General features: G+C 60.5%; 24 protein-coding genes. 16 read left to right on the top strand and 8 right to left on the bottom strand.

The genetic code is table 11. The annotated features are described in order from the left end of the window. Positions 1-181: 181 nt before the first annotated feature. The 3 genes from rbsK to AC1DYF_RS35210 form a co-directional block, all read right to left on the bottom strand. A complete protein-coding gene (gene rbsK, locus AC1DYF_RS35220) occupies positions 182-1,105 on the bottom strand; it encodes a ribokinase (protein WP_477882870.1) in 924 nt (307 codons plus the stop codon). 10 nt (positions 1,106-1,115) lie between these two features. After that, positions 1,116-1,571 carry an RbsD/FucU family protein gene (locus AC1DYF_RS35215; protein ID WP_477882868.1) on the bottom strand — a complete coding sequence of 152 codons (456 nt, stop codon included), beginning with the start codon at positions 1,569-1,571 and terminating at the stop codon, positions 1,116-1,118. A gap of 66 nt (positions 1,572-1,637) precedes the next feature. Next, complete coding sequence (locus AC1DYF_RS35210; protein WP_477882866.1) at positions 1,638-2,699, bottom strand: ABC transporter ATP-binding protein; 1,062 nt, start codon at positions 2,697-2,699, stop codon at positions 1,638-1,640. A gap of 452 nt (positions 2,700-3,151) precedes the next feature. Here AC1DYF_RS35210 and AC1DYF_RS35205 point away from each other — a divergent pair, with 452 nt between their 5' ends. From AC1DYF_RS35205 to AC1DYF_RS35185, 5 genes are all read left to right on the top strand, one after another. Then, complete coding sequence (locus AC1DYF_RS35205) at positions 3,152-4,807, top strand: type 2 periplasmic-binding domain-containing protein (RefSeq protein WP_477882865.1); 1,656 nt, start codon at positions 3,152-3,154, stop codon at positions 4,805-4,807. A gap of 121 nt (positions 4,808-4,928) precedes the next feature. Then, complete coding sequence (locus tag AC1DYF_RS35200) at positions 4,929-6,050, top strand: carbohydrate ABC transporter permease (protein ID WP_477882863.1); 1,122 nt, start codon at positions 4,929-4,931, stop codon at positions 6,048-6,050. 120 nt (positions 6,051-6,170) lie between these two features. After that, positions 6,171-7,040 (top strand): carbohydrate ABC transporter permease, encoded by an 870-nt coding sequence (locus tag AC1DYF_RS35195; protein ID WP_477882894.1) that lies wholly within the window; start codon positions 6,171-6,173, stop codon positions 7,038-7,040. 62 nt (positions 7,041-7,102) lie between these two features. Beyond that, a complete protein-coding gene (locus AC1DYF_RS35190) occupies positions 7,103-7,981 on the top strand; it encodes a HEAT repeat domain-containing protein (RefSeq protein ID WP_477882861.1) in 879 nt (292 codons plus the stop codon). Between the two features lie 174 nt (positions 7,982-8,155). Beyond that, positions 8,156-8,620, top strand: coding sequence for an RbsD/FucU family protein (locus tag AC1DYF_RS35185; protein WP_477882859.1), 465 nt, complete (start codon positions 8,156-8,158; stop codon positions 8,618-8,620). Between the two features lie 56 nt (positions 8,621-8,676). Here AC1DYF_RS35185 and AC1DYF_RS35180 read toward each other — a convergent pair whose 3' ends face one another. The 4 genes from AC1DYF_RS35180 to AC1DYF_RS35165 all read right to left on the bottom strand — a co-directional run bounded on the left by AC1DYF_RS35180 (position 8,677) and on the right by AC1DYF_RS35165 (position 13,582). Next, positions 8,677-9,768, bottom strand: coding sequence for a hypothetical protein (locus AC1DYF_RS35180; protein ID WP_477882892.1), 1,092 nt, complete (start codon positions 9,766-9,768; stop codon positions 8,677-8,679). A 173-nt stretch (positions 9,769-9,941) separates the two neighbouring features. Continuing rightward, positions 9,942-11,432: an FGGY-family carbohydrate kinase gene (locus tag AC1DYF_RS35175; RefSeq protein ID WP_477882857.1), complete on the bottom strand. Its 1,491-nt coding sequence runs from the start codon at positions 11,430-11,432 to the stop codon at positions 9,942-9,944. Positions 11,433-11,670: 238 nt separating this feature from the next. Next, positions 11,671-12,774, bottom strand: coding sequence for a M42 family metallopeptidase (locus tag AC1DYF_RS35170; RefSeq protein WP_477882855.1), 1,104 nt, complete (start codon positions 12,772-12,774; stop codon positions 11,671-11,673). A gap of 1 nt (position 12,775) precedes the next feature. Next, positions 12,776-13,582, bottom strand: coding sequence for a BtpA/SgcQ family protein (locus AC1DYF_RS35165; protein WP_477882853.1), 807 nt, complete (start codon positions 13,580-13,582; stop codon positions 12,776-12,778). Positions 13,583-13,736: 154 nt separating this feature from the next. On the opposite strand from AC1DYF_RS35165, the gene AC1DYF_RS35160 reads away from it, so the two are divergent. The 3 genes from AC1DYF_RS35160 (at position 13,737) to AC1DYF_RS35150 (ending at position 15,755) form a co-directional block, all read left to right on the top strand. Beyond that, positions 13,737-14,756 carry an aldo/keto reductase gene (locus AC1DYF_RS35160; protein WP_477882851.1) on the top strand — a complete coding sequence of 340 codons (1,020 nt, stop codon included), beginning with the start codon at positions 13,737-13,739 and terminating at the stop codon, positions 14,754-14,756. A 295-nt stretch (positions 14,757-15,051) separates the two neighbouring features. Next, positions 15,052-15,261: a cold-shock protein gene (locus AC1DYF_RS35155; protein WP_477882849.1), complete on the top strand. Its 210-nt coding sequence runs from the start codon at positions 15,052-15,054 to the stop codon at positions 15,259-15,261. Positions 15,262-15,404: 143 nt separating this feature from the next. Continuing rightward, the gene (locus AC1DYF_RS35150; RefSeq protein ID WP_477882847.1) at positions 15,405-15,755 is read left to right on the top strand and encodes a hypothetical protein; all 351 of its coding nucleotides are present in this window, start codon (positions 15,405-15,407) and stop codon (positions 15,753-15,755) included. 99 nt (positions 15,756-15,854) lie between these two features. Here AC1DYF_RS35150 and AC1DYF_RS35145 read toward each other — a convergent pair whose 3' ends face one another. Next, positions 15,855-16,499 carry an AAA family ATPase gene (locus AC1DYF_RS35145; RefSeq protein ID WP_477882845.1) on the bottom strand — a complete coding sequence of 215 codons (645 nt, stop codon included), beginning with the start codon at positions 16,497-16,499 and terminating at the stop codon, positions 15,855-15,857. Between the two features lie 125 nt (positions 16,500-16,624). Between AC1DYF_RS35145 and AC1DYF_RS35140 the strand changes: the two genes are divergently transcribed. From AC1DYF_RS35140 to AC1DYF_RS35105, 8 genes are all read left to right on the top strand, one after another. Continuing rightward, positions 16,625-17,638 (top strand): NAD(P)-dependent oxidoreductase, encoded by a 1,014-nt coding sequence (locus AC1DYF_RS35140; RefSeq protein WP_477882843.1) that lies wholly within the window; start codon positions 16,625-16,627, stop codon positions 17,636-17,638. Positions 17,639-18,546: 908 nt separating this feature from the next. Then, positions 18,547-19,323 (top strand): DeoR/GlpR family DNA-binding transcription regulator, encoded by a 777-nt coding sequence (locus tag AC1DYF_RS35135; protein WP_477882841.1) that lies wholly within the window; start codon positions 18,547-18,549, stop codon positions 19,321-19,323. A 136-nt stretch (positions 19,324-19,459) separates the two neighbouring features. Further along, positions 19,460-21,004: a glycerol-3-phosphate dehydrogenase gene (glpD, locus tag AC1DYF_RS35130; RefSeq protein ID WP_477882839.1), complete on the top strand. Its 1,545-nt coding sequence runs from the start codon at positions 19,460-19,462 to the stop codon at positions 21,002-21,004. Positions 21,005-21,051: 47 nt separating this feature from the next. Next, positions 21,052-22,134 carry an ABC transporter ATP-binding protein gene (locus tag AC1DYF_RS35125; protein ID WP_477882837.1) on the top strand — a complete coding sequence of 361 codons (1,083 nt, stop codon included), beginning with the start codon at positions 21,052-21,054 and terminating at the stop codon, positions 22,132-22,134. 10 nt (positions 22,135-22,144) lie between these two features. Continuing rightward, the gene (locus AC1DYF_RS35120) at positions 22,145-23,224 is read left to right on the top strand and encodes an ABC transporter ATP-binding protein (RefSeq protein WP_477882836.1); all 1,080 of its coding nucleotides are present in this window, start codon (positions 22,145-22,147) and stop codon (positions 23,222-23,224) included. Positions 23,225-23,226: 2 nt separating this feature from the next. Beyond that, positions 23,227-24,093, top strand: a complete 867-nt coding sequence (locus AC1DYF_RS35115; RefSeq protein WP_477882834.1) for a carbohydrate ABC transporter permease — start codon at positions 23,227-23,229, stop codon at positions 24,091-24,093. Position 24,094: 1 nt separating this feature from the next. Then, positions 24,095-24,982: a carbohydrate ABC transporter permease gene (locus AC1DYF_RS35110; RefSeq protein ID WP_477882832.1), complete on the top strand. Its 888-nt coding sequence runs from the start codon at positions 24,095-24,097 to the stop codon at positions 24,980-24,982. After that, a complete protein-coding gene (locus AC1DYF_RS35105) occupies positions 24,982-25,305 on the top strand; it encodes a hypothetical protein (protein ID WP_477882830.1) in 324 nt (107 codons plus the stop codon). The genes AC1DYF_RS35110 and AC1DYF_RS35105 overlap by 1 nt, the downstream gene beginning before the upstream one ends. Positions 25,306-25,453 lie beyond the last annotated feature (148 nt).

Genomic DNA, 25,453 nt, shown 5'->3' with positions numbered 1-25,453 from the left:
CCGGGATCGTCTGCCGCAACCCTCACTCCGAGGGATGTTCCATCGCGGCTGCCTGACCGTCACCGGCGTGATGCACCGGTGCTTTGTGGTATTGGGAAATAGCAAACCCCGCCGTGGCGACATGGCGGGGTTTGTTTGCCTGGCGAAAATCTGTTGTGCTACGGGGTGGCCGCGTGAAAGCCTACGCCTTCGCCAGCAGCGCCTCGACCTCGGGCAAAGTCGGCATGCTCGGCGCCGTGCCCGGCCGGGTCACCGAAATGCCCGCGACTGCCGAACCGAACCGAACCGCATCGAGCGGCGCCACACCCTTGGACAAAGCCGCAGCAAACCCACCATTGAACGCATCCCCTGCCCCGGTCGTCTCGACCACCGGCCCCGCCTTGAAGGCCGGCACCAGCACCGATTGCTCGCGGCTGTGATAGAGCGCACCTTGGGCGCCGAGCGTGATGATCGCCGTCTTGACGCCCATGTCGAGGAGCTTGTCGGCCGCAACCTTGGCTTCCTCGACGCTCGTCACCGGCAGGCCGGTGAGGATTTCCGTCTCGGTCTCGTTCGGCGTGACATAATCGCAAAGCTGAAACACCGAAGCATCCAGCGCTTGCGCCGGCGCCGGATTGAGCACCGTCACCGCGCCGCCTGCCCGGGCAATCTCCAGCGCCCGCTTGGCCGCGGCGAGCGGCTGTTCCAACTGGGTGACGAAAATCTTTGCCGCGCCGATCAGGTCGGCATTGGCATCCATGTCGGCGGCCGAGATCGTCGCCGCGGCACCCGGCGCCACGATGATCGCATTGTTGCCGGAACCTTCCTCGACGAAGATATAGGCGGCACCGGTATAGCTCGATGCATCCTGGGTGACGGCGGCATGTACGCCGGCCTCTTGCCAGGTCTTCAGCGCCATGTCGGCGAAAGCGTCGACACCGAGTTTCGACAGGAAGGCGGTATCGCCGCCAGCGCGCGCCGCGGCCACCGCCTGGTTGGAGCCCTTGCCGCCCGGCCCGAGCGCAAAATGGTTGCCGAGCAGGGTTTCGCCCATTTTGGGCTGGCGGCTGGCGCGATAGGCCGTGTCGGCCACGAAGACGCCGAGAATGACGATGTCATGCCTCATGGCCGGCACCTTACTTCGCATCCGGCGGGATCACGCCCTTGGTCAGGACGAAGCAGCCGTAAAAGCGGCGTTCGCCGGTCTGGATAACGCAATAGGCGTTCTGCGCCTTTTCATAGAAGGCAAAGCGCTCGATCGATTTCAGCGGCCAGCTCTTGCCCTCGGCCTTGTCGATCACCGCCTGCACTTCCTGCTGCACCGGTGGGATTTCGTCCGGCGAACCGACAATCTCCATCCGCTCGGCGGCATTGTCGATGAAGGTATCGAGCGGCATCAGCGACAGGATCGCCTCGGCCGCCTGGGCCGACGTCGTGTTGTCCATGCGCAGCAATTCGCCCAGCACCGTCTGGCGAGCAATCGAATCGGCCGGGAAATTGGTGTCCGAAAGAATGAGATAGTCGCCATGGCCCATGGCCTTGAGCGCGTAGAGAACGTCCGCATTGAGGAGCGGCGAGATACCTTTGAGCATGATTTCCTCCCTGAATGGGTCCGTTCAGCGAAAGGCAACCGGACCCCTAAATGCAAATCCGGCGGTTTAAATGCGCTTGCCGCTCGCTGCGTCGAAGATATGCGCCGCATCCTTGCGCGGCCGAAGTTTTATGGTCTGGCCCGTGGTGAACAGATGCCGTTCACGGAACAGCGCCAGGATGTCACGGCCGCCGGCATGGACGAAGACCATGGTTTCCGAACCGGTCGGCTCGACCACGCCGACCCTGCCCTCGAAACCGTCATCGGCGAGCTCCAGGTGCTCCGGACGAATGCCGTAGGTGACCTCCTGACCGTCGGTGAGCGTATGATCGGCGCCCACCGGCAGCATCGTGCCGGACGCGTCGACGAAAGCTTCGCCGCCCACGATCTTCACTTTGCCCTTGATCAGGTTCATCGACGGCGAGCCGATGAAGGTGGCGACGAAGAGATTGGCCGGATTGTCATAGAGGTCCAGCGGCGCACCGATCTGCTCGACATGGCCGTCCTGCAGCACGACGATGCGGTCGGCCATGGTCATCGCCTCGACCTGGTCATGCGTCACATAGACGGTCGTGGTCTTGAGCCGCTGGTGCAGTTCCTTGATCTCGGTGCGCATCTGCACGCGCAGCTTGGCGTCGAGGTTGGACAGCGGCTCGTCGAACAGGAAGACCTGCGGATTGCGCACGATGGCGCGGCCCATGGCGACGCGCTGTCGCTGGCCGCCGGAAAGCTGGCGCGGATAGCGATCGAGATAGGGCGTCAGGCCGAGAATGTTGGCGGCAGACTTCACCCGTTCCTCGATGACCTTCGCATCGGTCTTCTTGAGCCTCAGCGAAAACGCCATATTCTCCCGCACCTTCATATGCGGATAGAGCGCATAGGACTGGAACACCATGGCGATGTCGCGATCGGACGGCGGCACGTTGTTGACGACGCGGTCGCCGATGGAGATTTTCCCGCCGGTAATGCTCTCGAGACCGGCGATCATGCGCAAAAGCGTCGATTTTCCGCAACCGGAAGGGCCGACCAGCACGACGAATTCGCCATCGGCAATATTGATGTCGACGCCATGGATGACCTGCACCGGACCATAGGCCTTGCGCACATCCTGAACCAGAACCTGAGACATTTCACCTCCCGGAATCATGCACTCAAAAATTTAAGCCGGCCTCTTCGGCATTTCTATAACAGGTTGCACGCCCAAAAAATCCGGGCCGACGCCGCCTGTTCGGTGCCATAAGTGCAAAGCCGGACAACGAAAGACCCTCTAGCGGAGGTGTTTCGGGTTGTCCACTGATTTTGATCTCGCACCACTGTCGCGACGCATCATGAGCATGCTGCTCTGCAATATAACTCCGTTGAAAAACGGCATTGACGGCTGTCGCCGAAAGGATTTACCTTCCTGTTGTCAAGTGGAATTGTTCTTTTTCCGGCGTCCGAAACAGCCCTCCGCCTTGTCCTTATCGATGGCGGTAAAATACAATTTGCGTCGGGCGCGAATGCCGTGCAAGACTGTTCTACAGAAGCAGAGAAACTGGGAGCACGGTCTCTCTTCTAACAACCATTACGGGAGGATATGGCGTGAAAGTTGAACTTTACGAACTCTTGGCCAAGCAGTCCATGAGCCGCCGCAACCTGATGAAGGGTGCCGCGAGCGTGTCTGCCGCTGCCTTGGCCGGCCCGGCGCTGATGGGCGGCGAAGCCCAGGCTGCCGACGACCTGCGCGCGCAGATTTTGAAGATCCCGGGCATCGGCAAGGGATCACCGACGGACGCCGACTGGCAGAAGGTCGGCGCAATGTGCCTCGGCCCGACCAAGGCCGCCGTCAAGGAAGGCGAATTCAAGGGCGTCGAGCTCTCGTTCATGGGCCTCAACAACCAGAACCTGCACAACGTCCTGTTCCGCGGCCTCCTGAAGGCCTGGGAAGATTATACCGGCGCCAAGATCAACTGGATCGACCTTGCGCAGGCTGACTACAATGCCCGTCTGCAGCAGTCGATCGCCACCGGCACGGTCGATTTCGACATTATCGAAATGGGTGCGCCCTTCGAAGGCGACGTCTGCGGCAAGGGCCTCGCCTCGGTCATGCCCGACTGGGTCAAGACCCAGATCGACATGGACGACTATGTCGGCTACCTGAAAGCGCCGGTCGGCACCTGGGACGGCAAGACCTACCGCGTCTCCGTCGACGGCGACACGCATAACTTCAACTACCGCGCCGACGTGTTCGCCTCCAAGGACCTCGCCAAGGCCTGGAAGGATGAAGGCCACAAGGGCGAATGGGGCGTGCCGAAGACCTGGCAGCAGGTTCAGGAAGCCACCAAGTTCCTCAAGGGCAAGCAGCTCGACGGCCAGGACCTCTATGGCTATCTCGACGCGCCGAAGGGCTGGGGCGGTTTCGGCTTCTACTTCCTCGGCAGCCGCGCGACGGCCTATGCCAAGCATCCCGACGACAAGGCCTGGCTGTTTGATCCGGACACGATGAAGCCGCGCGTCAACAACCCGGCTTGGGTCCGCGCCATCCAGGACGTGATCGACGCGCTGCCCTCCGAGCCGGCCGACCAGCTCAACGCCGACCCCGGCACGACTGCCTTCCAGCAGTTCCTGGCCGGCACCGGCTCGATGCTCGCCTGGTGGGGCGACGTCGGCTCGAACGCCAAGACCTCGGACTCGTCGGTCATCGGCGACACCGTCGGCTTCTCGATCCTGCCGGGTTCCGACGACGTCTACAACTCCAAGACCGGCAAGTGGGAAAAGCTGCCGTCCGGCCCGAACTATGCGCCGAACATGGCCTATCTCGGCTGGGGCGTCTATGTCATGGCCCGCGTCGATTCCGATCCGAAGAAGCAGAAGGCAGCCTGGTCTGCGGCGGCCCATCTCGGCGGCAAGGACATTTCGCTGTGGACAGCGGCCTATCCGTCAGGCATGCAGCCCTACCGCAACTCGAACTTCAACATTCCGGAATGGGTGGCGGCCGGCTACGACGAAGGCTTCATCACCAGCTATCTCGGTTCGGAGAAGGACTCCTACAACCACCCGAATGCTGCGATCGAGCCGCGTATCCCCGGCATCTTCCAGTATTATTCGGTGGCCGAAGACGAACTGGCCAAGATTTTTGCTGGCAAGGCGACCGCCCAGGAGGGTGCCGACAATATCGCCAAGGCCTGGGATAAGCTGACCGACCAGATCGGCCGCGACAAGCAGATCGCACTCTACAAGGCCTCTCTCGGCCTGTAACGCGATCACAGCGACATCCGGGCTGGCGGCGCGATACGCCGCCAGCCCTTTTCTTGTCATGGACGTCCAATTGGCGTTACAAGGAATTCACGACTTCGAACCTGGACGGAATTGACGGGGCATGGCCAGCAAGACTGATTTGATGATCGACCGGCTCTATACGGTCAACACCGACGACGAGATTCCGGCCTCGCGCAAAATGCTCGGCCGAGCGATCTTCTGGGCGGCCACCGCCCTCGTCGCCCTTACGTTCCTGGTCGAAGGCCTCTACAAGGCAGGCCGAATTTCATTCGGGTTCGACGACTGGCAGCCGGCGCTTTACGCGATTGTCATCTGGAGCATAGCGCTCGGTGCGTCGCTGGTGCTGATCCGCGGTGAAGGGGGCAAGAAGCTGCTGTTCGTCCTGCCCGCTTTCCTGTTCACCGTGTTCATGGTGATCTTTCCGACCCTTTTCGGCCTTTACATCGCTTTTACCGACTGGAACCTCGCCTCCTTCCAGGGCCAGCATTTCAATGGCACCGACAATCTCGTCGAGATGTGGAACGATCCGTATTTCTGGAACGCACTCGTCAACATGATCTACTACGTGCTGGGGATCATCGTCGAATATGCGATCGCTTTTGGCCTGGCGCTGCTGCTCAATGCCGAAATCAAGGCACGAAAATTCTTCCGCGTCGCCTTCCTGCTGCCGTTCATGCTCTCGCCAGTCGCCGTTTCCTGGATGATCGGCAAGTCGCTGGGCGAATATCGCTTCGGCCCGCTGGCGACCTTGGCGCGCCATCTCGGCTGGAGCCAGCCGGCCTTCTTCACCTCGCCGGATATCGCCCGCTTTTCCATCATGGTGATGGACGCCTGGACCTATATTCCCTTCATGCTGATCATGCTGCTTGCCGGCCTGCAGGCCATGCCGAAGGAAGTGCAGGAAGCGGCCCGCGTCGATGGCGCCACCGGCTGGCAGGCCTTCTGGAAGATCACCTTTCCGCTGATGCTGCCGGTGTCCATCACTGCCGTCATCCTGCGCGTGATCTTCAAGCTCAAGCTCGCCGACATCGTCATCAACGTCACGTCCGGAGGTCCCGGCGGCGCCACCGATACGGTCACCAGCTTCATCTACCGCGAATACCGCGAGCGCTCCAATGTCGGCTACGGCACCATGCTGGCGTTCGTCTATCTCGTGCTGATCATCCTCTTCGTGACCGGCCTGTTGAAGATCGCCAGCCGATGGAACACCGCCGATGAATAGCCTAGAATCGACCAGGCCGGCCTTCGCGGTCTGCACCCTAACGCCTTGAGGATTTCGACAGTGACCGTTACCGCCACCACGCTGCCGACAGCAACCGCCTTCGAAGAAGAAAAGCCGGATGTGAAATTCTATTTCGGCCGGGTTTTCATCTATGGCGCGCTCAGCCTCTGGACGATCGTCTGCCTGTTTCCGATCTACTGGACGATTTCGACCTCGTTCAAGGTCGCCAAGGACGTGCAGAAGGGCTCGATCGTGCCCTGGGTCGGCTATCAGCCGAACTGGCTGGGCTGGCGCTCGCTGGGCCTGTCGCCCGACACGTTCGGAAACTCCTCCACCGTGCGCGACGAATTCCTCAAGCGCTTCCTCAACAGCGTCATCACCTCGGTGAGCGCTTCGGTGCTTGCCGTGCTGATCGGCTCGCTCGCCGCCTATGGCCTCAGCCGCTTCTCCTACAAGATCGGCTGGATGCGCAACAAGGACATCTCCTTCTTCTTCCTGTCACAACTCATCCTGCCGCCGGTCGTGCTGGCGCTGCCGTTCCTGGTCCTGTTCAAGGAACTGGCGCTGCTCGACACGACCATCGGCCTGATCATGCTCTATACGCTGATGGTGCTGCCGATCGTCATCTGGATCATGCGCGACCAGTTCGGCGGCATCCCGATCGAGCTGGAAGAAGCGGCACTCGTGGACGGCCTCTCCATCTGGGGCGCCTTCTTCCGCATCGTCTTCCCGCTCGCAGCTCCGGGCATGGTCGCCGCCCTCATCCTGTCGCTGGTGCTCTGCTGGAACGAATATTTCTTCGCCGCACTGCTGACCTCGACACATGCCAAGACGCTGCCGGTGATGGTGGCGAGCCAGACCGGCTCGCAAGGCATCAACTGGTGGTCCATGGCCGCCCTGTCTGCCGCCGCGATCGCGCCGCTGGTGGTGATCGGCGTGGTCCTGGAGCGGTATATCATCAAGGGCATGACGGCTGGTTCGGTGAAGTGAGTGCCTGGGCGGGGAGTTGATCTCTTCTCCCAACAGGCACGACGCTTCACAGGAACAAGGACATGACTGATACGCTGGATGAAGCCCATGAGACGGGTCGGTATGACTATCTCAGTGATCTCCGGCCGACCGAGGAACTGATAAGGATCGCCCTTATAGGTCTTGCTATAGACGACGACTCGGATTTCGACGCGCGGCCGCCCGAAGTGAAAGCCGGAGATAGGGCAATATGCATCCTCCACGCACGTGGCAGCAGGGACGTCCTGGACGCCGCCACACGGCTTTGTGATTCCGCTGTGCCTTTGGAGCGAGAGCTCGGCGCCCATATACTGGGCCAACTGGGGGACGATAGGCCCTACTGCGAGGAATGCTGCGACAGACTGCTGCTGATGCTGAAGGACAAAGATCAGCGTGCGCGTTGCCAAGCATTCTATGCATTGGGCCATCTCGGAAATCGCCGCGCCGACAAAGCGCTCGCCAGCCATGCAAACGATGCCGATCCGGAAATCCGCCGGGCAACCGCATTCGCGCTTAATGGCACCACCGATCCGAACGGTATTCATGCCCTGCTCACCTTAATGCGGGATCCGAAAGCGGGGACGCGCAACTGGGCAACGACCGGGATCGGAGAGCAGACGAAGATAGACGGGCCGGACATCCGTGCAGCCTTGCTAGACCGCGCCGACGATGACGACACGGCCACGCGTGCGGAGGCACTGCATGGTTTGGGGCGCCGCAAAGATCCTAGAGCTTTGGCGCTCCTGATCGCCGAACTTCAACGGCACCTCAACCCGTCACAAGATCGCGAAAACGAGAATCTCGACTCCAAGTTTCATGAGGCCGCCTGCGCGATGCTCGGCTGGCCGGAGGATGATTGGTGCCAAAGCGATGTTGCCGCCTTGATCGGTCTGCTTCGGGCCTTAAACGCATCGATGACCTGATAACCGCGATCCCTGGGATCCACAACGACGCCCAGCCTTTGAAGCCTATGAGAATGTGCTACATATGTCGCGCAATGCCGGAGAAATCGAACATCAATCCTGACGAAAATCAGGCGGCGGCTTTACGCTATGACCAGAGCAGAAGCGCGACCGCAGATTTGGTGAAGTACAACAATGCTCAAGCGAATCCCACGTCTTCTCAGCGCCGAAATCGTCAACGTGCTCATGCTGATGGGCCATGGCGACGATCTCCTGATTTGCGACGTCAACCATCCGGCTGCGACCATCGCGGCAAAAACGGTCTGGGGAAAGATCGTCGATCTTCCCGGCGCCGATATCCCCACCGGCCTCGCAGCGATCCTCGAACTGATGCCGGTCGACACCTTCGTCGATGCGCCGGTCAAGCGGATGCAGGTCGTCGGCGCGGCGGAAAAGATCCTGCCGATTTTTGATCGTGTGCAAGCCATTATCGATGCGGCGGAACATCGGCATGTGAAGATCAAAGCACTCGAACGCTTCTCCTTTTACGAGGCCGCCAGCAACGCCTTCGCCGTGATCCGGACCTCAGACCCCGGCCCCTATGGCTGCTTCATCATTCGCAAAGGTGTCATCGAGTTCGGTGACGGCCCGGCATGCTGAGGCAGGCGCGCGTCGAGGGCGCCGCACAAGGCAAGCCCCTCCATCCTTAACCGACGCTACTTCCAGCTCGAATAATCGCCCGCGACACAGCCCTCAGGCGGGCCGCCATTGCCAAAACGCTGCTTGAGCTGGTCGCAGCCCCATTTGTTCAGCGGCTCCGGCATGATGCTGTTGATCTCCTTGCCGGGCGTGTTGAAGGCTGAATCGGCGCTCGTCACATACCAGACCCAATAGCCGAGCGCGGCGATGATGATCAGCAGGATCATCGCAAAGAAGGTGATCACGCCGCGCAGCAATGACCGGCCGCGCTTCGGCGCAAAGGCTGCGACGCTCGGCGTCGAACCAGCCCGGCCGGCAAATGGCGCCAGAGCGGCCTGACGCTCCGCCTCGGTCAGGTCGATGCGTTGAAGCCGGCTGTCGAGCAGCACTGGCAGTGACGTATTGCCATGCCGCACCGCCAGCGCTACCGGCTTCTTGGTCTTGCTGATCCCGACCAGCAGCGGCTCTTCGCCGGCCTCGAGCTGCGTATGAGCGATGCGCCCTTTCTTCTTGTCGCCGATCCCATCGCTATAGGTGACGAAAAATCCGCCGCGATGTTTCTTGAGCGCAGTGATCGCCACCGGAATGGCGACCAGCCGATCGGGGTGGCGAAGCTGCGCCCGGACGCGCAAGAGACGGGCCAGCGTAAACATGGCGCCGATAATCAGCCCGCCCAGGAGCAGGACCATCGCCGCGAGCGAGATGATCCGGTTCCATAGCTTGTCGACGCCGATGGTCAGCGTCGCAAGTTCCGGCTTGTCGGTCGAAATCGTCACCCCGGTCTGGTAGTCGCCGAAATGGAAATCGACGAAGAACATTTCCACGTCGCTCTGATAATCATGGCCATTATAGCTGTAGACGAGATGCGCCTCGCAATCGACAAAGATGCCCTTGCGCGTCTCGCACTTGCCGTTCTCGATCGAGGCATCCGGTAGCGACATCGGATGCTGGCTGATGGCGATGTCGCGCAAAAGGCTGGGCGCCTGCCAGATGGCAAAGAATACGACGAGGGCGAGAAGAACCGGGATCGACCAATAATAAGCTGATGGTACGGATATCGCATTGCGCTTGACTGCAATGGCGCGGTCGGGAAGTGGGATCGTCGTCAGCGGCATCGAACATCTCTCAATGTTTTTGGGCAGGCGGGCGGCTGGAGGCCTTGTGAGAGACGTTTTGGCAGTGGGCAAAATTCGCGAAGGCGAGGCGATAGGATTTGGATTTGGTGCGGTTGCGTCCTGCAGGGCCTTCTACACAGGCCCATCGCCTGTGGCTTACCCCCGCCCTACCGATCCAACGCCTCCATCAACCCCTTCGTACTCTGATAAAGTGCCTTGAACATTTCAAACCGCCGCGCATAGGCCGGATCGACCACCGGCAGCACCTGACTCTCGACCGGATTCCAGCCCACAATCGCCTGCCGCGCGACATCACCGACCCCGAGCGCCGCCAGGAACGCATCCCCATAAGACGCCCCAAAACTCTTCTGCGACAGGATCTGTTGCAGCCCCGAAATGTTCGAGGTGGCTTCCAGCCAGATGCGGTTCTTTGTGCCGCCGCCCACGGCCATCAGCCGCTTCGGGCTTGCGCCGGCTTCGGCATAGGTTTCAAAAATGTGGTTGGTGCCGTAGGCGATGCCCTCGATCAGCGCCCGATAGATGTCGCCGCGCGTATGCGTCAAGTTCAGGCCGAAGAGCGTGCCTTTGGCATGCGTGTCATGGATCGGCGTCCTTTCGCCGGAGAAATAGGGCAGGAAGATCAGCCCATTGGCGCCAGGCTTCGAGGCCGAGGCCTCGTCGGCCAGTTCGGCAAAAGCTGTGGCGGAATCAAGATCCCGGCCGATCTGGTCGCGGAACCAGTGTGTCAGCGTGCCTGACGTGGCAAGCCCCGACATCGACGCATGCTCGCCGGCAAACAGCCAGGGTGCATACCAGAGCCGCGCGTCTTTCACTCGGGCTTCGCTCAGCATGATGATGAAAATCGTCGAGCCATACATGACCATCATGTCGCCCGCATCGAGCACGCCGACCGAAAACGCCTCCGCCGCCGCATCGATGGTGCCGCAGATGACCGGCGTGCCGATGGCAAGCCCGGTGGCATGCGCCGCCGCCGGCGTCACCGCGCCGGCCACATCCGTCGACCAGACGACATCGGGCAATTTCTCCAATGGCAGGATGTCGGGATTGAGATCGTCCGACCAGCGCTGCTCGTCGACCACATAGAGCGGCGAGAAATTCGCCGCAGTATAGTGGTCGATGACGCACCGGCCGGTCAGCTTCTGCACGATGAAGGTGGTGGAAGAGACGAGCTTCACCGCCTTCTGATAAATTTCCGGCCGATTGTGCTTCAGCCAGAGGATTTTCGGCCCGACCGATTGCGAGGTCAGCGCATTGCCGCAGCGCTCGAGAATGCGATCCTCGCCGAGAACCGCATTCAGTTCCTCGATCTCGTTCGCCGCCCGCGTATCGACACCATAGAGCACGCCATTCATCAGCGCATTGCCCTCAGCATCGACAGGCAGCATGCACGGGCCAATGGCAGACGCTCCAACCGCCTTGATATCACTGGGATCGAGGCCACTCTCGGCAATCAGCCTCTTCGACAGGAAGCAGAAATCCCCCCACCAGTCCTGGTCCGGATCATGCTCCGCCCAACCCGCCTGCGGCACCAGCATTTTGTGCGGCCGGGCCGCCTGCGCCGCGATCGCGCCGGTTTCGTCGACAAGGACGCCCTTGGATTCGAATGTGCCGATATCGATGCCGAGGTAGTATTTCATGGATTGCCCCTTCGAAACGGGATTTTACCCCTCACCAACTTCGGCCAAGGGTTCGCTGTACTCACGCGGCCTTCGTATCCTCTCCCGCAAGGGGAGAGGAAAACTTGCGGCATCGCCTTGCCCTATTGGAGGCGAGCTACTTGTGGCACCTGCCTCTCCCCTTGCGGGAGAGGATAGCAAGGCCGCGAGAGCGTAAGCGATCGCTTGGCCGCGCTTGGTGAGGGGGTGTCTTTCCAGCTCACTGCTCGAAATCATCCCGATCCAGGCTGAATCCCGCACCGATGCTGCCGATCCCGGCCACCAGTAGCCTCGTCAACCCTTCGAGATCATTGAGGTCACACAGCTCCAGCGCCGAATGCGAATAGCGCATCGGAAAGCCCATATCGATCGAGGCGACCCCCTGCCCCACCAGTTGCACATAGGATGAATCCGTCAGGCAGCCGATATGGGCGCTCTTCTGCAACACCAGATTCTCAGCCTTCGCCGTGTCCTCGAACAGCTTGACCATCGCCGGATGCGGGATGGTGCCGTTCAACGTGCCGCGGCCGTGGAAAGAGAACATCGCCATGCCCGGCCCTCCGCCCAACTGGACATCGCCTCGGTTGGCCATATCCGGCGTGTCGCCGGTCAGGATCAGGTCGATCTGGATGGCGATATCCGGCTGCAGCACCTGCGCTGCCGTCAGCGCGCCGCGCAGGTTGAATTCCTCCAGCGTCGAAAACACGATATGCACGGTCGGCCGCGTCTCGGCCTTGGCCAGCGCCCGCGCCGCCTCGACGACGACGGCGCAGCCGGCGCGGTCGTCGACCGAGGTGCCGGCTATCCGGTCGCCGGCGAGTTCGACCACATGCGGCTTATAGACCACCGGCGTGCCGATATCGATGCCCGCGGCCAAGACCTTCTCGGCGCTGGTAAAGCCGGCGTCGATATAGATGTCCTGATAGGGCACGACCTTGTATTTCTCGTCCTGCGCGGTCGCGTGATGCGATTTATGCGCGATCACGCCCGGTACGTCCCTGCCCTCGCCGATCGAAAACAGCACCGGCTGCGCCGCCAGCGCCCGCTCTGGCACCCCACCGAGACGCTCGACGCGGACATAGCCGCTCGTCTCGATCTTGCGCACGATCAGGCCGAGCTGGTCCATATGGGTGAACAGCATCACCGATGGCGTGTCCGGATTGCCTTCGATCGTAGCGATCAGGTTGCCCAGCCGGTCGGTCGTGGTTTTCAGCCCAAGCGCCTGCATCTCCCGCTTGAGATAGCGGCGCACCCTGCCTTCGTGACCCGAAAGGCCCGGGATCAGCATCAGATCCTTCAGCAGCGTCCTGAGCCTGTCCTTCATCTCAGCGATCCTGCCTGACAAGCCGCATGAATTCCTTGGCGCGCTCCGGGTCGACCGCATTCCAGGTATGCCCGTCGACCTTCAGCGACGAGCCGACGATGCAGCCATCGGCAATCTTCAGCGTGTCGCGCACGGTGGTATGCTTTACCCCGGTATTGGCGAATACATAGGTGTCCGGCAGCACTTTCTTCACCGCCTCAAGATCGGTCATTGCCGCCGCCTCGCCGGTGATCGCGCCGGAAACCAGCACTGCATCCGGAATGGAGGAGAACACGGCGCTGCGGGCCCGGTCGGCGACGCTGCGCTGGTCGAGCGAATAGGCGAATTCGGCCGAGACGTTGTAGAGCAGCGCCAGGTCCTGCCGGCCGAGGCGGTCGCGATAGCGCATCGCTTTGCCCGCATCCGGCGTCCACGGCCCCATGTCCGATGCATAGGTGCCGGTGAAGATTTCGCGCACGAAGGCGGCACCCGTGGCGGCAGCGAGCGCAATCGAGCTCTCGGGATCCCAGAGCACGTTGACGCCGAACGGGATCTTGATCTCCGACCGCAGTCGGCCGATGACGAAGGCCATCGTCGCGGTCGAGGCGATATCGACCTTGAATTCATAGGGCCGATCGTTCTCGTTGCCGAACATCACTGCGTCGAAACCGGCCTCCTGCAAGGCATGCAGATCCTTGCGCGCGTCCTCGACCAGGGCATCCAGACCGCCTTCATGATCATGCAGAGGCGCGCCCGGAAGAGCGCCCAGATGCACCATGGCAATGACCGGTTTGACATCGCCGAAAATGCGCTTCAGCTTACTGCTCAAGAGAAATTCCTCCTTGGAAATTTTGCCGGCAGATTGCCACTTCACCTGCGACTTGTCATCACCGCACCTATGAAAACCAATAAAAACAATTGCTTTCCGAGAGCCGCCTGGCTTTAATCAAGCCAAGTCGCGACGGGCGAAACGGGAGGAAGGCATGGACATCCGGCATTGGGATCGCCTGAAGAACGGCGGACTGAACTTCACCGAACTCGGCTTCGGCACCGCCCCGCTCGGCAATCTCTACAAGACCGTTTCGGACGAAGATGCCCATGCGGTGTTCCAGGCCGCTTGGGACAGCGGCGTTCGCTATTTCGACACTGCGCCGCTCTACGGCCTCGGCATGTCGGAGCGCCGCGCCGGTAATTTCCTGCGCGGAAAGAACCGCGACGACTACATCATCTCCACCAAGGCCGGCCGCACGCTGGAGGTCTGCCCGCCGGACCAAAAGACCGGCATCGGCAAATTCTTCGACACGCCCAATCGCCGTGAGGTCTACGACTATTCCTATGACGGCGTCATGCGCTCCTTCGAAGCGTCATTCGAGCGCACCGGGCTGGATCGCTTCGATATCCTCTTCGTCCACGACGTCGACATCTTCACCCATGGTTCGAAGGAAGCGTCTGACGTCCGCATCGAGGAATTCATGAAGGGTGGCTACTATGCCATGCTGTCGTTGCGCGACCAGGGCGTAGTCAAGGCTTTCGGCGGCGGCATCAACGAATGGCAGGTCTGCCAGACGCTGGCCGAACGCGGCGATTTCGACCTCTTCCTGCTCGCAGGCCGCTATACGCTCTTGGAACAGGAAGCGTTGACCAGTTTCCTGCCGCTCTGCGAAAAGCGCGGCATCGGCATCGTGCTCGGTGGTCCCTACAATTCCGGCATCCTTGCCCGTGGCCCCTCTGAGGATGCGCAGTACAACTATTCCAATGCGCCGAAGGACGTCATCGACCGGGTGCGCCGCATCAATGCTGCTTGCGAGAAACATGGCGTCCATATGATCGAAGCTGCACTCAACTTCCCCTTGCGCCACCCCGCTGTCGTGTCGGTCATTCCCGGCGGCCAGAGCGTGGCGGAGGTCCAGTCCAACCGTGCCATCCTCGGTAAGCCGATACCGCAGGCTCTATGGGACGAACTGAAGGCGGGCGGCCTGATGCGGGAGCAAGCACCGACCTGAAAATTACCAAAAGCCAAAAAAATTGTGCCTGTTGCTTTTGTAACACTTTGTGACGGCGCTGTAATAATTTGGCTCCCAAACCGTAAAAAACGTGAGCCCGACATCTTGTGCCGGGCTGAATTTTCTGCCAAATCATAGCCATCGATTTTTTACGGCCGATTTGGCTTGGCCTTTGCTCTGTTGACTTGTTCCGGCGCGCGGCCACGACTCTTCTCCAGACAGTATATCGATACCAAACGTCTGCTATATCGGCCGACTAAACGTAACTATTCGCGGTTCTCGAAAGGAACATCACATGACTACTGGTACCGTCAAGTGGTTCAACACCCAGAAGGGTTTTGGTTTTATTCAGCCCGACAATGGCGGCCCGGACGTGTTCGTGCATATCTCTGCCGTTGAACGCGCCGGCTTGAGCACACTGAATGAAGGCCAGAAGATTTCTTACGAAGTCCTGCCCGACCGCCGCACCGGCAAGTCGGCTGCCGGCAACCTGCAAGCTGCCTAATTCACGCAGACGGCGAAATAAGTTTCGAGGCCCGGAGCGATCCGGGCCTTTTGTTTTTTGATCGCCTGGGGAAAGCCGAGCACTACCCTCTGTTGACGTTTCTGCCGCCTGCTACTACCTCTCATGCGGTTGGAGGGGTAAAAATGCCAACAGGTCTCAGCATTGCACTGCGCTTTCTCTACGCTTTCCTGCTTGTTGGTCTTTGCTGTCTGGGCGCGTTGGGACAGACCGCTCAGTGGCTCGACGCAAAGTTCGGTGGCTGGACAATGTGGGGAAGTATCGCGGCCTATGCTGGCGTCATGGCCGGTGCGGTCGCATTGATCAACAAGATCAATCGAGATTGGCCAACCTTCGACCCTCCACCGGCGATCAAGGCGCCTCAGTGGCGCGTCGGACAGTGGTTAAGCCATCAAAGGCAAAGCGCGCAGTCGGCGAAATCGCTGCCGATCGAACGACTTCCGGAGCCCGAGAAATCTACGAAAACGGAGATCTGAAATTCTCCAAGCGTCCTGAGCAGGCCGCCAAGCCGTTTCAAAGCACAGACAGAGATCCGGGCTTTTGTTCTGACATTTCCGCTGCGAAGACTCACGAACCTAGCGCTGGGACCTGCCCCCCTCCCGAAACACGAATTCCGGCTCCACGCTCTCCGTCATCACCAGCCGCCCATTCGGCAAGTCATTGACATCCATCTTGTAAGCAAACGCCTCCGGCGACAGATCTTTCCAGCGCTCCGACAGCCGCCGTCGCAATTCCTCCTCCGGCACATGGATCAGCACAGTTGTGTCATAGTGCCGCTGCAGATCGGCCCAATCGCCGCTGCCGAGCAGGATGTAATTGCCCTCGACCACCAGATGCCGCACCGTCTGCGGGATCATCCGGCCGCCGGCGCGGGCGATCTCGATTGAGCGGTCGAACACGGGCACGGCGATCTCGCGATCGCGGTTCGCCCTGAGCCGCCCGAGCATATGCGAGAAGCCGGCAACGTCGAAAGTCTCCGGCGCGCCTTTGCGAGGCCGCAGTCCACGCGGCACGAGAACCAGGTCGTCATAGTGGAAACCGTCCATCGGAAAGACCGCCGCCGAACCTGGTTCGGTGGCATTCAACCGTTCGACCACCTGTTCCGCCAGCGTCGATTTGCCGGCGCCCGGCGGGCCGGCGATCGCCGTGATGCTGCGCGCATTGGCGCCGCGTGCTGCAACCGTCGCCACCAGCGTTTCGAGGTCGATATCCCTGCTCATATTGCCTCCCGATTTCCACGCAAGGTCAAGCAGTTCGGGGCGGCACTGTCAATTCGTTTTGCTGGTCCGGAGCGCTTTCCAAGCGTCACCCGGCGGGCTACAAAAGCTGAAAAATGGAGGACACGATGCGCATTCTGTTCGACCCCGAACCCCGGGCTGCCGCCGATATTTTTTCCAAAGCAGATCAGGAAAAGTTCTTCTCAACCTATGACGTCGTCGCCTGGAATGGCGAGGATCGCGATGCGTTCTACAAAAAACATCTGTCGGACACCGAGGTTCTGGTCAGCCAGCAGCGCATGGAGCGCGACGAGCTGGATATGGCGCCGAAACTGCGCTGCATTGTCAATGTCGAAACCAATTTCTATCCCAATGTCGATTACGACCTCTGTTTTCAGCGCGGCATTCATGTGATCGCACCGAGTTCGGTCTTCGCCGCTCCCGTGGCCGAGATCGGCCTCGGCATGGCGCTGTCGCTGGCACGCGGCATCCACACCGCGCATGGCGATTTCGTCGCCGGTCGCGAGCTCTACGGTTTGGATGGCAACCATGACGCCGAGCTGCTCGCTGGCGCCGAGCTGGGTTTCATCGGTTTCGGCGATCTCGGCCGTGCGCTGCACAAGCTGCTGGCCGGCTTCCAGCCAAGAATCCGCGCTTTCGATCCCTGGCTACCCGATGGCGTGCTGACCCGGCTCGGTGTCGAGCCGGCGTCGCTCGACGATGTCCTGTCGAAGAGCCGCTTCGTCTTCGTCGTCGCCACCATCACCACCGAAAATGCACATCTGCTCAATGCGGAAAAACTCGGCCTGATGCAGAAGGGCGCCAAACTGCTGCTGCTCAGCCGCGCCGCCGTCGCCGATTTTGCCGCACTGAAGGAATTCGCCGGCTCCGGCCGCATCCAGATCGCCACGGACGTGTTTCCGGAAGAGCCGGTGGCTGCCGACGATCCTATCCGTACAGTGCCGAACATCCTGTTCTCGGCGCATCGTGCCGGCGCACTGACTTCGGCGCTGCAGAATATCGGCAAACTGATGCTCGAAGACCTCGGCCAGATCGCCCGCGGCCTCCCCCCGATCGCCTGCAAGCGGGCGGAACGCGAGACGGTCAGCCGGCTACGGAGCAAGCCGGTGGAGAAGTCGTGAGAACAAAACACGGAGTGTGCGCCAGCCTTCTCCATAATTCTATGGCGAAGGCTGGCGCCACCGTCGATCCTGCATGTGTCTGGCTGGATTGAATGATCGATGAGACGCTATGGTGCAAGCCGAGCGAAGCGGAAAGCGCATCCCCTAAATACTACTCGACCGAGCATCGCTTCAGTCACAAATCACCTTTATTCCGATAGTTTGTAACCCTCGGCTTACGACAGTCCGCTAACGCGCTGCCGGTAGAATATTCGATAACACCAGTGGGCGAGTACCATTAGAAAAACGCCGACGGCAATTTCTTCTCCACAAAATGCCAGCCAAAAATCTAAACGCGTTACTATCGGCAAATAAAAATCAAGAGCGACCAATGTAAAAAATGACATTGCAAGAACATACAATAATATCGAACTGAACAGCCTGGTTCGAGACAGATAAACTAGCCAGTACGTCAACACAGAAACTATGAGCCAGTATATAAGATTCACTTCATTCATAAATGTCAGAAAATAACAAAAAAAGTTCCAAAGAGCGATCAGCGTCCCAAATATGACTGCGGGAAGAAGAAAAGACACTTGGTATTGCTCAGGCATTCAAAATCCTCATGCAACGGGCGGGTGTCGTGTTGTCAAACCCAGCTTCTTTTTCCGCCATATCGCGCCTTCCCGACCAGGAAAGCAAGTTGCATCGGCTAGACGATGATTAGTATAGCAATTCCAGCAAACATGGGCAGCCATTTTACGCCGGGAATTGCCTGACTTTCAGCGATCGGTCATCTCGGGCAATCGCGGCCCGCCGCCAATCACTTTCGCCTTGTCGTGGCAGACAAACCGCACCTCCCCCCAAACCCTTTACTTTCGTTTTTTTCGTTCTATCCTGCGCCACGAAATTAAGTCCGAGGCATGCGCATGTTTCTTTCTCCGCGCCACAAGGAAATTCTCGAAATCGCCAAGAACCAGGGCAAGGTGCTGGTGGAGGAATTGGCGAACCGCTTCGAGGTGACGCCGCAGACAATCCGCAAGGATCTCAATGAACTCTGCGAGCAGCGCCTGTTGAACCGCATCCATGGCGGCGCCGTCTTTCCCTCCGGCACCGAGAACATGCTATATGAGCAGCGCCGGCAGATCGCCGCGCAAGAGAAGGATGGCATCGGTCGCGCTGCAGCCAAACTGATCCCCGACAATGCGTCGCTGTTCGTCAATATCGGCACCACGACAGAAGCTGTCGGCCAAGCGCTGCTCGACCATGGCCGGTTGATGATCATCACCAATAATATCAATGTTGCCAACAGGTTGCGCATCTACCCGCAGTTTGAGGTGGTGATCGCCGGCGGCGTCGTGCGCGGCACGGATGGCGGCATTGTCGGCGAGGCGGCGGTGGATTTCATCCGCCAGTTCAAGGTCGATTTTGCCGTGATCGGCGCCTCGGCGATCGATGATGACGGCGCGCTACTCGACTACGATTTCCGCGAGGTGAAAGTGGCGCAGGCGATCATCGCCAATGCACGGCATGTCATTCTCGTGGCCGATTCGACCAAATTCGAACGGACGGCACCAGTGCGCATCGCGCATATTTCGCAGGTCCACACCTTTGTCACGGACAATTGCTTTCCCGAGAATCTTCGCAAAATCTGTCGTGAAAACAATGTCCAGTTGATCGAAACCGCCAATCCGGCGGCCGCTTGAATGCAGTTTGAACCAGGCTGAATTGCGCGCCGGTTCGGTTTCAGAATTTTCGATTGACATTCGTTTTATCTTCGTTTTGAATGCTGCCAGGTTCGCAATTGCAATAAATGCTGCATTGCGAAGGGGGGAACGCGCAGTGGCATCCGGGACGGTTTACGACATTTTCATTGCTGGTGGCGGCATCAATGGCTGCGGCATCGCTCGTGACGCCGTCGGCCGCGGCTATTCGGTCTTCCTCGCCGAGATGAAGGACCTTGCCGCCGGCACGTCGTCACGCGCCACCAAGCTCATTCATGGCGGCCTGCGCTATCTCGAACATTACGAATTTCGCCTGGTGCGTGAATCACTGATGGAGCGCGAAGTGCTCTGGGCCATGGCGCCGCACATCATCTGGCCGCTGCGCTTCGTGCTGCCGCTGCACAAGGACATGCGGCCCGGCTGGCTGATCCGGCTTGGCCTGTTCCTCTACGACCATATCGGCGGCCGCAAGGCGCTGCCCGCCACCCGCACGCTCGACCTCACCCGCGACCCGGCCGGCCGACCGCTGAAGGAGCGCTTCGTCCGCGCCTTTGAATATTCCGACTGCTGGGTCAACGATGCGCGGCTGGTGGCGCTCAATGCCCGCGACGCCGCCGACCGCGGCGCGGTCATCCGCACCCGCACCAAGGTGGTTTCGGCGCGGCGCGAAAACGGCGTCTGGGCGATCCTCGTCGAGGATGCGTTGAGCGGCGCCAAAGAGACGGTTTTCGCAAAGCTGTTCATCAATGCCGCCGGTCCCTGGGTCGATAAGCTCTTGCAGAGTGCCGCCGGCAGCAATGCCCACAATGTCCGCCTCGTACAAGGCAGCCATATCATCATCCGCAAAAAGTTTGCCGATCCGCGCGCCTATTTCTTCCAGAACAACGATGGCCGCATCTTCTTCGCTATTCCCTATGAGGAGGATTTCACCCTGATCGGCACCACCGACCAGGACTACAAGGGCGATCCGGCCGCCGTCGAGATCAGCGACGCCGAGATCGATTATCTCTGCGCCGGCGCCAGCGAATATTTCAAGGAGCCGGTGACCCGCGCCGACCTCGTCTGGACCTATTCCGGCGTCCGCCCGCTCTATGACGACGGTGCCAGCAAGGCGCAGGAGGCGACGCGCGATTACGTGCTGAAGGCCGACGGCGCGCCGGGCGAACCGCAATTGCTCAATATTTTCGGCGGCAAGATCACCACCTACCGGCGGCTCGCCGAGCACATGCTGGAGAAGATCGAGGCCGTGCTCGGCGCGCGTGGGAAACCCTGGACGGCGAGCTCCACCCTGCCCGGCGGCGATTTCGACAGAAACGGTTTCGATGGCCTGCTGGCCAAAATCCGCCGGCAATACCCCTTTCTTGCCGAGGCCCATGCGAAGCGGCTCGTTCGCCTCTATGGGACCAAGGCGGAAACGATCCTCGGCAAGGCAACGTCAATGGCGGATCTCGGCACCCTGTTCGGCGCCGATTTGACGGAAGCCGAAGTTCGCTATCTTATGGTTGCAGAATGGGCAGTCGAGCCCGAAGATGTATTGTGGCGGCGGACCAAGCTTGGGCTGAAGGTCGACGCGGCGGGCGTGGAAGCGCTTGGTGTTTTCATGAGTAAACGGCAGGGCGCCGAGATGCGCCAGACCGGCACGGCGGGAGCTGCGACGACTTAGGCCTTCGCAGGCAGATATTGACAGCAATCCCGCTGGGAGGAGGACGTATGCTGGAATTAAGAGATGTATCGAAGCAGGTCGGCGCGGATATGCACATCCGCGACGTGACGTTGACGCTCGAAAAGGGCTCGCTCAACGTCCTGCTCGGGCCGACATTGTCCGGCAAGACGACGCTGATGCGGCTGATGGCTGGCTTGGACCGGCCGACCCAGGGTTCCGTCTGGGTCGAGGGCCGCGATGTCACCGGCAAGCCGGTGCAGGGCCGCAATGTGGCGATGGTCTACCAGCAGTTCATCAATTACCCGGCCATGACGGTCTACGAGAATATCGCCTCGCCGCTGCGTGTTGCCGGCAAGTCCACCGCCGATATCGACCGTGAGGTGATGAAGGCCGCCGAACTCCTGCGGCTGACGCCCTATCTCAAGCGCGTGCCGCTGGAACTCTCCGGCGGTCAGCAGCAGCGCACCGCGCTTGCCCGCGCCATCGTCAAGAATGCCGATCTCGTCCTGCTTGACGAGCCGCTCGCCAATCTCGACTACAAGCTGCGCGAGGAATTGCGCGCCGAACTGCCGAAGATTTTTGCCGAGACCGGCGCCATCTTCGTCTATGCCACGACCGAACCGTCGGAAGCGCTGCTGCTCGGCGGCAATACCGCGACGCTGTCTCAGGGCCGCATCACCCAGTTCGGACCAACGGTGGAAGTGTTCCGCAAGCCCGCCGACCTGATCACCGCCCGCACCTTTTCCGACCCGCCGCTCAACACCATCAATGCCGTCAAACGCGGCAATGTCTTCGTGCTCTCCGGCGGCGCGGAAATCCCGTTGCCTGGCGACTTGGCCTCGCTTGCCGACGGCCCGCTGACCATCGGCTTCCGCCCGCATCACCTATCGCCAAAGCCGGAAAGCATCGCCACCGCGCAGTTGCAGGCGACAGTGATGGTCACCGAAATCACAGGCTCCGAAAGCTTCATCCATCTCGCCTATGGCGGCGACCGCTGGGTGATGCTGACCAAGGGCGTACATGACCTGGCGCCGGGCACCAGCATGGTCGTCTATCTCGACACCCGCCATCTGCTGGCCTTCCGCGACGACGGCTCGAACGCCGCCGCCCCGCTGAAGCAGGCGGCATAGGAGAACGCTCATGGCGCGCATCAAACTCGACCATATCCGCCACGCCTACACCGCCACCCCGAGCAAACCCTCGGACTATGCGCTGAAGGAAGTCGACCACGTCTTCGAAGATGGCGGCGCCTATGCGCTGCTCGGCCCCTCCGGCTGCGGCAAGACCACGCTGCTCAACATCATTTCGGGCCTGCTCATCCCCTCGCATGGCCGCATCCTGCTCGGCGAGCGTGACGTCACCAATTTCAGGACCGAGGACCGCAACATCGCCCAGGTGTTCCAGTTCCCGGTCGTCTACGACACGATGACTGTGTTCGACAATCTTGCCTTCCCCTTGCGCAACCGGCATATCCCGGAGGCGCAGGTGACCAAGAAGGTCAACGAGATCCTCGACATCATCGACCTCGCGCCGATGGCCAACCGCAAGGCGCGGCGCCTGACCGCCGACCTCAAGCAGAAGGTCTCGCTTGGTCGTGGCCTCGTCCGCTCCGACGTCAACGCCATCCTGTTCGACGAGCCGCTGACGGTCATCGACCCGCATATGAAGTGGCAGCTGCGCTCGCAGCTGAAACTGCTGCATCGCGAATTCGGGTACACCATGGTCTATGTCACCCATGACCAGACCGAGGCGCTGACCTTCGCCGACAAGGTCGTGGTCATGTATGACGGCGAGATCGTTCAGATCGGCACGCCCGCCGACCTGTTCGAACGGCCGAGCCACACATTCGTCGGCTATTTCATCGGTTCGCCAGGCATGAACCTGCTGCCGATCACGGTCGACGGCGCCACCGCCCGGCTGGGCTCCCAGGCGATCACCTTGCCCGGCGCGCCGAAAACCGGCGCCCCGACTGAGCTCGGCATCCGGCCGGAATATGTGCGCATGGGCCGCGAGGGCATGCCTGTCACGGTCAGCAAGGTCGAGGATATCGGCCGCCACAAGGTGGTGCGCGCCAAGCTCGAAGGCCATGACGTGGCGGCAATCATCGGCGAGGACGACACGGTGCCCGCCGATCCGAAGCTCAGCTTCGACCCGGCCGGCATCAATCTCTACGCCAATTCCTGGCGCGTCGATCTCGACCGCAGCGGCATGGGAGCCTGACCATGGACAGAACGTGGAACAACAAAGCCTGGTTCATGGTGCTGCCGGTGCTGCTGCTCGTCGCCTTTTCGGCGGTGGTGCCGTTGATGACCGTGGTCAACTATTCCTTCCAGGACACGCTCGGCAACAACCAGTTCTTCTGGAACGGTATCGAGTGGTATCAGGAACTGCTGGCCTCGCCCCGTTTCTGGTCGTCGATGGCTCGCAACCTGATCTTTTCGGCCATCATCCTCACCATCGAAGTGCCGCTCGGCATTTTCATCGCGCTCAACATGCCGAAGAAAGGCTGGGGCGTGCCGGTCTGCCTGGTGCTGATGGCGCTGCCGCTGCTCGTTCCGTGGAACGTCGTCGGCACCATCTGGCAGGTGTTCGGCCGCAGTGACATTGGCCTGTTGGGTTATGCACTCAATGCCATCGGCCTGGACTACAATTATGTCCGCGACCCGATCGATGCCTGGATGACGGTGATCATCATGGATGTCTGGCACTGGACGAGCCTCGTCGTGCTGCTCTCCTATGCCGGACTCGTGTCGATCCCCAATGCCTTCTACCAGGCAGCCCGGATCGACGGCGCCTCGCGCTGGGCGGTGTTCCGCTATATCCAATTGCCGAAGATGAACCGTGTTCTCCTGATCGCCATCCTGTTGCGCTTCATGGACAGTTTCATGATCTATACCGAGCCCTTCGTTGTCACCGGCGGCGGCCCCGGCAATTCGACCACCTTCCTCTCCATCGACCTCGTCAAGATGGCGCTGGGCGAATTCAACCTCGGCCAGGCGGCGGCGATGTCGCTGGTCTATTTCCTGATCGTCCTCTTGTTCTCATGGGTGTTCTACACCGTGATGACCAATTATGACGCGGAGCGCTGACATGGCCGTGACCAACGAAACCATCACCACCACAGGCCTCGCGGCAGCCTCGACCAAAGCCAGCAATGCCACCGTGCGCCGGCGGGAGGAATCGCGGCTGGCATGGCTGGTTCCGACGATCTACATCATCGTCCTGCTGGTGCCGATCTACTGGCTGGTCAATATGAGCTTCAAGACCAATGAGGAGATCGTCTTTTCGCTGACGCTCTATCCGCATAAGCCGACGCTCGCCAATTATTATACGATCTTCACCCAGTCGGCCTGGTATTCGGGCTATATCAACTCCATCACCTATGTGGTGATGAACATGGTGATCTCGGTCCTGGTGGCGCTGCCGGCGGCCTATGCCTTCTCGCGCTATCGCTTCCTCGGCGACAAGCACCTGTTCTTCTGGCTGCTCACCAACCGTATGGCGCCGCCGGCCGTCTTCGCCCTGCCCTTCTTCCAGCTCTATTCCGCCTTCGGCCTGATCGATACCCATATCGCCGTGGCGCTGGCACATTGCCTGTTCAACGTTCCACTGGCGGTCTGGATCCTCGAAGGCTTCATGTCCGGCGTGCCGAAGGAAATCGACGAAACCGCCTATATCGACGGCTATTCCTTCCCGCGCTTCTTCATAAAAATCTTCATGCCGCTGATCGCATCCGGCGTTGGCGTCGCCTGCTTCTTCTGCTTCATGTTCTCCTGGGTGGAACTCCTGATCGCCCGGACGCTGACGACGACCGACGCCAAGCCGATCGCCGCCACCATGACCCGCACCGTCTCGGCCTCGGGCATGGATTGGGGCCTGCTCGCTGCCGCGGGCGTCCTGACATTGATCCCCGGCGCCCTGGTCATCTATTTCGTCCGCAACTATATCGCCAAGGGCTTTGCCCTGGGGAGGGTGTGATGTCGGATACGATCGAAATCACTGAAATCAGGACGCTGACCGAACGGCTGTTCAAAGAGCTGGAACAGCGCGGCGTCACGCATATCCGCCCTGCACACCGCCAATATTGGTCGGTTTTCGCCGACGAGATGTTCAGCCCCACCGAACCGCCGCTGGTCAAGGCCAATCTCGTCGACGATCTGGTTGATAGCCGTGAGGAACTGACAACAAGCGGCGATGTCGAGCCCGCAGTCTGGCAAGCCGCCCAGCATCTCGCCGGACTCATGCAGTTGATTGCTCATGCCGATCTCAAAGGCGGGCTCGTCAGGGGAACAGACAAATGAGAAAAACCGCCAACTGGAGCATCGCACTCATCGTCGTGCTCGCCTGCTTTGCCGCGGCCACCTGGGCGCTGATTCGCCTGCTGCCGGTTAAGGATGGCGCCACCGACTGGTTCGCGCCGCTGGCTGCCGGCGGCTGGATGGCCTGGAC

This window comes from Rhizobium sp. P2_G9 (assembly GCF_056403475.1).
This window is presented reverse-complemented; position numbering and strand designations above follow the sequence as displayed.